The sequence below is a fragment of the Vibrio sp. YT-19(2023) genome, assembly GCF_033337395.1.
Window position 1 is genome coordinate 1 of record NZ_JAWOQN010000062.1, and the last position, 9,455, is coordinate 9,455.

1 protein-coding gene is annotated in these 9,455 nt (G+C 48.4%); it reads left to right on the top strand.

Features of this window, described 5'->3' with window-relative positions:
• Positions 1-12: 12 nt before the first annotated feature.
• Positions 13-9,321 (top strand): tandem-95 repeat protein, encoded by a 9,309-nt coding sequence (locus R7E78_RS23520; RefSeq protein ID WP_318058298.1) that lies wholly within the window; start codon positions 13-15, stop codon positions 9,319-9,321.
• Positions 9,322-9,455: the final 134 nt, after the last annotated feature.

Consider the following 9,455-nt stretch of genomic DNA (forward strand, 5'->3'; position numbering starts at 1 on the left):
GACGACAAAGTGGTGTCGCTGGATACCAATCACGGTCCAGCCAACGGCACGGTCTCGGTCAACCCGGATGGCAGCGTCACTTACACGCCAAACGACAACTACCACGGTACAGACAGCTTCACCTACATCGTCACCTCCGGTGGGGTATCGGAGTCCACCGCGGTGAACGTCGATGTCACGCCAGTCAACGATGCGCCAGCGGCAAAAGATGATACCGCTGTTACTGACGAAGATACGCCAGTGACGATTGATGTTCTGCCAAACGATACTGACATCGATGGCGATAAGCTGTCGATTGAATCGGCGTCTGTACCTGAAGCGCAAGGCACAGTTGAGATTGTTGACGGCAAGTTGGTGTTCACGCCAGCTGAGAACTTCCATGGTGACGCTGAAATTACTTACACGATTACTGATGGTGCACTGACTGACCAAGCAACGGTCAACGTCACCGTGAATGCGGTGAACGACACGCCTGTGGTTGAAAGCAACATTGCAGACCAAACCTTGGCGGAAGATTTTACGCCATACAGCATCGATCTAAATACCGCTTTCAGCGATGTGGATGATGTTGATGGCGAGCTGAGCTTCAGCGTTTCTGGTAATAGCAACATTCAAGTGGCGATCGTCAATGGCATTGCTACGTTCACTCCAACCGCGGACTGGAACGGCTCAGAAACCCTAGCGTTTACGGCTACTGATCCAAGCGGTGAAAGCGTTAGCCAAACGGTGAACTTTACGGTTGCGCCAGTGGCGGATATCGTGGCAGACAACGCGACGGTTGTGGAAGACACGCCGACCATCATTAACGTCCTAGGTAACGACACGTTTGAAGGCAGCGACAAAGTGGTGTCGCTGGATACCAATAACGGTCCAGCCAACGGCACGGTCTCGGTCAACCCGGACGGCAGCGTCACTTACACGCCAAACGACAACTACCACGGTACAGACAGCTTCACGTACATCGTCACGTCGGGTGGGGTATCGGAGTCCACCACGGTGAACGTCGATGTCACGCCAGTCAACGATGCGCCAGTGGCAAAAGATGATACCGCTGTTACTGATGAAGACACGCCAGTGACGATTGATGTCCTGCCAAACGACACCGATATTGATGGCGATACGCTGTCGATTGACTCGGCATCTGTGCCGAGTGAGCAAGGGACAGTCGAGATTGTTGACGGCAAACTGGTGTTCACACCGGCTGAGAACTTCCATGGTGATGCTGAAATCACTTACACCGTGACCGATGGTTCGCTGACCGACCAAGCGACGGTCAACGTCACCGTGAATGCGGTGAACGACACGCCTGTGGTTGAAAGCAACATTGCAGACCAAACCTTGGCGGAAGATTTTACGCCATACACCATCAATCTGAATACCGCTTTCAGCGATGTAGATAACGTGGATGGCGATCTGACCTTCAGCGTCTCCGGCAACAGCAACATTCAAGTGGCGATCGTCAACGGTATTGCTACGTTCACTCCAACCGCGGACTGGAACGGCTCTGAAGCGTTGACCTTTACTGCGACCGATCCAGGCGGTGAAAGCGTTAGCCAAACGGTGAACTTCGCGGTAGCCCCTGTGGCGGACATCGTGGCAGACAAAGCGACGGTTGTGGAAGACACGCCGACCATCATTAACGTCCTAGGTAACGACACGTTCGAAGGCGACGATAAAGTGGTGTCGCTGGATAGCAATCACGGTCCAGCTAACGGCACGGTCTCGGTCAACCCGGACGGCAGCGTGACTTACACGCCGAACGACAACTACCACGGTACAGACAGCTTCACCTACATCGTGACGTCCGGTGGCGTCAGTGAATCCACCAAGGTGAACGTCGATGTCACGCCAGTGAACGATGAGCCAGTGGCAAAAGATGATACCGCTGTTACTGACGAAGACACGCCAGTGACGATTGATGTCCTGCCAAACGACACTGATATTGATGGCGATACGCTGTCGATTGACTCGGCATCTGTGCCGAGTGAGCAAGGGACAGTTGAGATTGTTGATGGCAAACTGGTCTTCACACCGGCTGAGAACTTCCATGGCGACGCCGAAATCACTTACACCGTGACCGATGGTGCACTGACTGACCAAGCAACGGTCAACGTCACCGTGAATGCGGTGAACGACACGCCTGTGGTTGAAAGCAACCTCGCAGACCAAACCTTGGCGGAAGACTTTACGCCATACAGCATCGATCTAAATACCGCTTTCAGTGATGTGGATAACGTAGATGGCGAGCTGAGCTTCAGTGTCTCTGGCAACAGCAACATTCAAGTGGCGATCGTCAATGGGATTGCTACGTTCACTCCAACCGCAGACTGGAATGGCTCAGAAACCCTAACGTTTACCGCCACCGATCCAAGCGGCGAGAGCGTTAGCCAAACGGTGAACTTCACAGTTGCCCCTGTGGCGGACATCGTGGCAGACAACGCGACGGTTGTGGAAGACACGCCGACCATCATTAAGGTCTTAGGTAACGACACGTTTGAAGGCGACGACAAAGTGGTGTCGCTGGATACCAACAACGGCCCAGCGAACGGCACGGTCTCGGTCAACCCGGACGGCAGCGTAACCTACACGCCAAACGACAACTACCACGGTACAGACAGCTTCACGTACATCGTTACGTCGGGTGGGGTCAGTGAGTCCACCACGGTGAACGTCGATGTCACGCCAGTGAACGATGCGCCAGTGGCAAAAGATGACACGGCGATTACTGACGAAGACACGCCAGTGACGATTGATGTCCTGCCAAACGATACTGACATTGATGGCGATACGCTGTCTATCCAATCAGCGTCCGTACCTGAAGCGCAAGGCACAGTCGAGATTGTTGACGGCAAACTGGTCTTCACACCGGCTGAGAACTTCCATGGCGATGCCGAAATCACTTACACCGTGACCGATGGTGCACTGACTGACCAAGCGACGGTCAACGTCACCGTAAATGCCGTAAATGACACGCCTGTGGTTGAAAGCAACCTCGCAGACCAAACCTTGGCGGAAGACTTCACCTCATACAGCATCGATCTAAATACCGCTTTCAGCGATGTGGATAACGCCGATGGTGAGTTAACGTTTAGCGTCTCTGGTAATAGCAACATTCAAGTGGCAATCGTCAATGGGATTGCTACGTTCACTCCAACCGCAGACTGGAACGGCTCAGAAGCGCTGACCTTTACGGCTACCGATCCAAGCGGTGAAAGCGTTAGCCAAACGGTGAACTTCACAGTGGCGCCTGTGGCGGACATCGTGGCAGACAACGCGACGGTCGTGGAAGACACACCAACCATCATTAAGGTCTTAGGTAACGACACGTTCGAAGGCGACGACAAAGTGGTGTCGCTGGATAGCAATAACGGCCCAGCTAACGGCACGGTCTCCGTCAACCCGGACGGCAGCGTCACTTACACGCCAAACGACAACTACCACGGGGCAGACAGCTTCACGTACATCGTTACATCGGGCGGGGTATCGGAGTCCACCACGGTGAACGTCGATGTCACACCAGTCAATGACGCGCCAGTGGCAAAAGATGATACCGCTGTTACTGACGAAGACACGCCAGTGACAATTGATGTCCTACCAAACGACACCGATATTGATGGCGATACGCTGTCTATCCAATCAGCGTCTGTGCCGAGTGAGCAAGGGACAGTCGAGATTGTTGATGGTAAGTTGGTGTTCACACCGGCTGAGAACTTCAATGGTGACGCCGAAATCACTTACACCGTTACCGATGGTTCACTGACTGACCAAGCGACGGTCAACGTCACCGTGAATGCGGTGAACGACGCGCCTGTGGTTGAAAGTAGCATCGCAGACCAAGCCTTGGCAGAAGACTTTACGCCATACAGCATCGATCTAAATACCGCGTTCAGCGACGTGGATAACGTGGATGGCGATCTGAGCTTCAGCGTTTCTGGTAATAGCAACATTCAAGTGGCGATCGTCAATGGTATTGCTACGTTCACTCCAACCGCGGACTGGAACGGCTCTGAAATCCTAACGTTTACGGCCACCGATCCAAGCGGTGAAAGCGTCAGCCAAACGGTGAACTTCACAGTAGCGCCTGTAGCGGACATCGTGGCAGACAACGCGACGGTTGTGGAAGACACGCCGACCATCATTAACGTCCTAGGTAACGACACGTTTGAAGGCGACGACAAAGTGGTGTCGCTGGATACCAACAACGGTCCAGCCAACGGCACGGTCTCGGTCAACCTGGACGGCAGCGTCACTTACACGCCAAACGACAACTACCACGGAACAGACAGCTTCACCTACATCGTCACCTCCGGTAGGGTATCAGAATCCACCACGGTGAACGTCGATGTCACACCAGTGAACGATGCGCCAGTGGCAAACGATGACACGGCCACAACACAAGAAGATACCGCTGTCACGATTGATGTCCTACCAAACGACACCGATATTGATGGTGATACGCTGTCTATCCAATCAGCGTCCGTACCTGAAACACAAGGTACAGTCGAAATTATTGACGGCAAATTGGTGTTCACACCGGCTGAGAACTTCCATGGTGATGCTGAAATCACTTACACCGTTACCGATGGTTCACTGACTGACCAAGCGACGGTTAACGTCACCGTGAATGCGGTGAACGACACACCTGTGGTTGAGAGCAGCATTGCAGACCAAGCCTTGGCGGAAGATTTCACGCCATACAGCATCGATCTAAATACCGCTTTCAGCGATGTGGATAACGTGGATGGCGATCTGAGCTTCAGCGTTTCTGGTAATAGCAACATTCAAGTGGCGATCGTCAATGGTATTGCTACGTTCACTCCAACCGCAGACTGGAACGGCTCAGAAGCGTTGACGTTTACGGCCACCGATCCAAGCGGCGAAAGCGTTAGCCAAACGGTGAACTTTACGGTTGCGCCAGTGGCGGACATCGTGGCAGACAAAGCGACGGTCGTGGAAGACACGCCAACCATCATTAAGGTTTTAGGTAACGACACGTTCGAAGGCGACGACAAAGTGGTGTCGCTGGATACCAATAACGGTCCAGCCAACGGCACGGTCTCGGTCAACCTGGACGGCAGCGTCACTTACACGCCAAACGACAACTACCACGGGGCAGACAGCTTCACGTACATCGTTACGTCCGGTGGGGTATCGGAATCCACCACAGTGAACGTCGATGTCACACCAGTGAATGACAGGCCTGACAGTGAGGACTTTACGCATGTTACTGGCAAGCCTTTGACGCAAGTTGTATTTGATACTGATACGAAACCTTTAGGTGATGGCGACTCTCAGGATCATATAGCGGATATTGAAGATGACTTAAATGGCAACGATTTGCATGTGCGGATTACTGAACTACCGACCTCAGGAACATTGTTCTTCAGAGATAACAACGGTGAACTGCATGAAATAAAAGAAGTCAGTGACACTCTTTATGAAAAAGATAGCCTTTACTATGAAGCTGATAATGTGGGCTTCTTATTAGGTATCAAGGATCGCCCAGATACACCAAATAGTTCCGAGTCTACAACAGATTTCAATAATTGGGGGCTAAGTGAGGACGGAGGTCCATCACACTCCCGTACTGAGCATTTAGTTAATGGTTCCTCCATCACTATATCTTCTGATAGTGGTGAACTTGCTCAATACAACCGCCAAGTGTCACATATCGGAAACGGTATTGCTGACAATGATGGGCAGGGTATTGAGAAAGGCGAGACAATTACGATCGATTTGTCTAATAACCCTGTGGGCAGCGTAAACCTTGGCTTAGATGGATTAGGTGGATTGTTTGATTACGGTGATTACAACGCTGCGCTTATTACGGTTACGTATTTAGATTCAAATAATATCGAACAGACTCAAACGTTCGAGTTCTTGAAGCCTGAAGGCAACTTCATGCTATTCCAAGAAACAAGCGTTGGTTTTGGGAAAGATCTAGCTCTTCCTGAAGGTTCGGTCATTACTCAGTTAGATTTTTCTACGAAAAATGAAGGGAACTGGGAGTTACGTTATGTAGAAGGTATTCCTGCCGGAGATAGCTTTGGATATGTAGCAGTCGATTCTGAAAGTGGAGTTAGTGATCCGTCTACGGTCAATATCGTTAACGAAATACTAGATGGTAATGTTGCGGAAAATGGACCTGTGGTGGAGAGCATTGCAGGTGTTACTGTTGTTGAGGGTGACGATGTCAAGTTTTCTGTTTCTCTAAATAACGCGACAGATCAGACCGTTAAGTATCAAGTGGATTTCTCTGCAGAGGGTTCTAGTGTGAGCTCTCAAGACATTGATTTGTCGAACGCAACTTTTACTAATGGCGTGAAGTATTTGGGTGGATACCTTATTGTTCCAGCCGGAGTGAATGGCTTTGAGATTACCATTCCAAGTATTGATGATCAGTTGGTTGAATCAACAGAGAGTCTTGTGATTAAAGTCGGAGATGTATCTGGCGTTGGCTATATTGATGATAATGATGTTCCGCCAGCAGTTCAAAGCAACGAAATTCCCGGATTAGAAGACGAAGCTATTGTTATAACACTAGAACATTTAGGCATCGTTGATAGTAGTATAAGTGTTGAGTTTGACACTTCTGCTCTAAATGGCTCACTGCAAGTGAAAGGTTCTGATGGTTGGGAAGCGGTTTCTGGCAGTGTACTCGCTTCTGATATCGAAAATGGTCTTGTTCGTTATGTTCCGGCTGAACATGAATCTGGTGCAAATGTTTTCGATAAAGATGGTGTTGGGAACGGCTTGGATACTTACGAGCAGATTCATTTCACTGTTAGTGATGGCAATTCTTCTGCTTCAGGTACGTTGAGTATCGACATAGAGCCTGTCGCGGACCCAATTAAGATTGACCTTACTTTCGGTCCAGTAACGTCTGTACCTGTGACATTAGGCGGAAGCTGGTCTACAGACGAAGAACTTAAAGATCTGCTTGAGGCAAGCAATTTACCAGGGCTCGATTTTGAACATGTGGTGACACAAACGTTTAATAACGGACATGTTGGTAATGACTTAATGCTAAGCGGTGACACTGAATCGCCACTGAGCTTTGTCGGAGATCAACAAGCAGGTGCCAACGTTGATGCTCAAGGCAGTGATATCTTTGTGACTGGAGGAGGTAATGATTCTATCTATGGCGGTATTGGTTCATTAGATGATCAAGCGGAGACGGACACAGTTGTTTACTCTGGCAAGTTGTCTGATTACAACTTCAACTATTACCCTGCATCTGACCACTCAGAGGTCCCGTATTGGATTGTCGAAGATAGCCGATTTATTGATACAAAAGATGTTGTTTCGAGCACTCATAAAGAGTCGGGTGACCACCTTTATGAAATTGAACAACTTATCTTCCAAGATGCCATTATCAAGCTAAATAACAACACAGGAGAGTATGTTGTACTTACAGAGCAGCAAGTCTCTTTTGAGCTGAACCTTGATCTTATCGATGTGGATGGCAGTGAGTCATTCATTAACGATAGCGTCACCTTAACGGGAATTCCTTCAGGGCTAACATTAGAGGTGAATGGCAAAACGGTTACTGAAAACAGCGATGGTTCTTACACGGTTGACCTTTCAAGTGAACCAAATCAAACCAGTCATCAACTAAGCGGTACGATTACTGTACCAGCCGATTACAATGGTTCGTTAGATTTTGATGTAACAGCGACGGCAGGAAGTGTTGAAGTTAATAACAATACTCAAATGGGAACGGACACGGCTTCTGTTTCAGTTCGAGATTATGATTTTGTTTCCGGTACGCATGGTGATAACAAGATAGCTGGATCTGATAGCAATGATGTGATTGTTGGCGATGTTCAAGGATTACAGATTGTCGAGGGGCAGGACTACAACATTGCTTTTATGCTCGATACATCAAGCAGCATGGGTTACGACGTTGGTCTAGCGCTAGGTGAGCTAAAAACAGTGTTGAATACTCTTACCGAAAGTGCTAGTGGCCCTCATTCGGGCAAAGTGAACGTTTTATTGACCACATTTGCTACTGGGAGCTCTCAGGTACTTGAATTAGATTTGAGTGCAGACAACGCAACATCGCAAATAGAGTCTACATTGGATGCAATTTTACAAATCGGTGATGGTAATACAAATTATGAAGCCGGGTTCCAATCTGCACTAGACTGGTTTGCTAATGCCGATAGTGGCGCAACAAACCTAAGTTATTTCATATCTGATGGTCAACCAAACCAAGCTACGGATAACACTACGAGTTGGTTTAGAGGTTGGGAGGGTGTCGTACTTGGCGTGTCAGAACAAAAGTTAGTGACGCTAGCGGATGTCTTGCCAAGTGATTACAGGTTTGGTGATACAGTCACATACAACAATAAAACAATCATAGATTTTCGCGGGGCGGTGTATTCGCTCTCTACTGGTGAACAGGTGGGGAGAATGCTTAACTCATATGTCTATGATGATTATGGAAATAATGTTCTATCTCAAGCGAATAACGCATATCAAGCATTGGCTGAATTTAGTGAGGTTCGTTCGATAGGTCTTGGTCGCTACTTAGATGAAGATTCGTTAGAAAACTTCGACTCTGATGGTGTAGTAAGAGCTAACATAGATGTAAACCAACTAGCAGAAGTGATCCTTGGTAAGGAAGTTTCATTGATGCAAGGCAAAGATGAGATTAACAGCCTTGATGGAAATGACATTATTTTTGGTGATGCCATGCGTTTCGACGTCGATGGTGAGCAAGGAGTTTCCGCGCTGCAAAACTACGTAGCTTCTCAACTAGGTAAGGATGTTTCGTTAGTTACCAAAGAAGAAGTTCATCACTACATTACTGAAAACCAAGCAGAATTTGAACAGTCTCGTTATTACGACCAGGCAGATACCATCTCTGGTGGTTCAGGAGATGATATTTTGTTTGGACAAGGCGGTGACGACAAGCTGTTCGGTGGTGCAGATAATGATATTTTAATTGGTGGTTTCGGCAATGATATTTTGACAGGGGGGGACGGTGAAGACATCTTTAAATGGATTGATGTGTCCAATGAACGCGACACTGTCACTGACTTCAATAAAGAAGAAGACACTCTAGACTTCTCTGATCTCTTTGATGACTTATCTAAAGATGAAATTGGAGAGCTTCTTAATGATCTTCAATCAGGTGATCATACTGGTGATGTCGGAGAGTATCACGTAGAAGTAGCACCAGATGGTAGCTCTGAGACAAACCTGAGTATTACAAAAGGGAGTTCGACATTGGACATCCATTTTGACGGTGCAAGTGTTGATGATGTGACTCAAAGCTTAATTGCGAGTTTAGAAGCTCAGTACAAAGATATGTAGTAGCGCTAAACTGTAGTCAAATTTAAAATCAAAAAAGGTCTAGCAATTTGCTAGACCTTTTATTTTCAGCCCTAAACCACCTACTTCAGTAGGTGGTTATCATCCGCTTCGGCTTTGCCTGTAAAACTACTCAT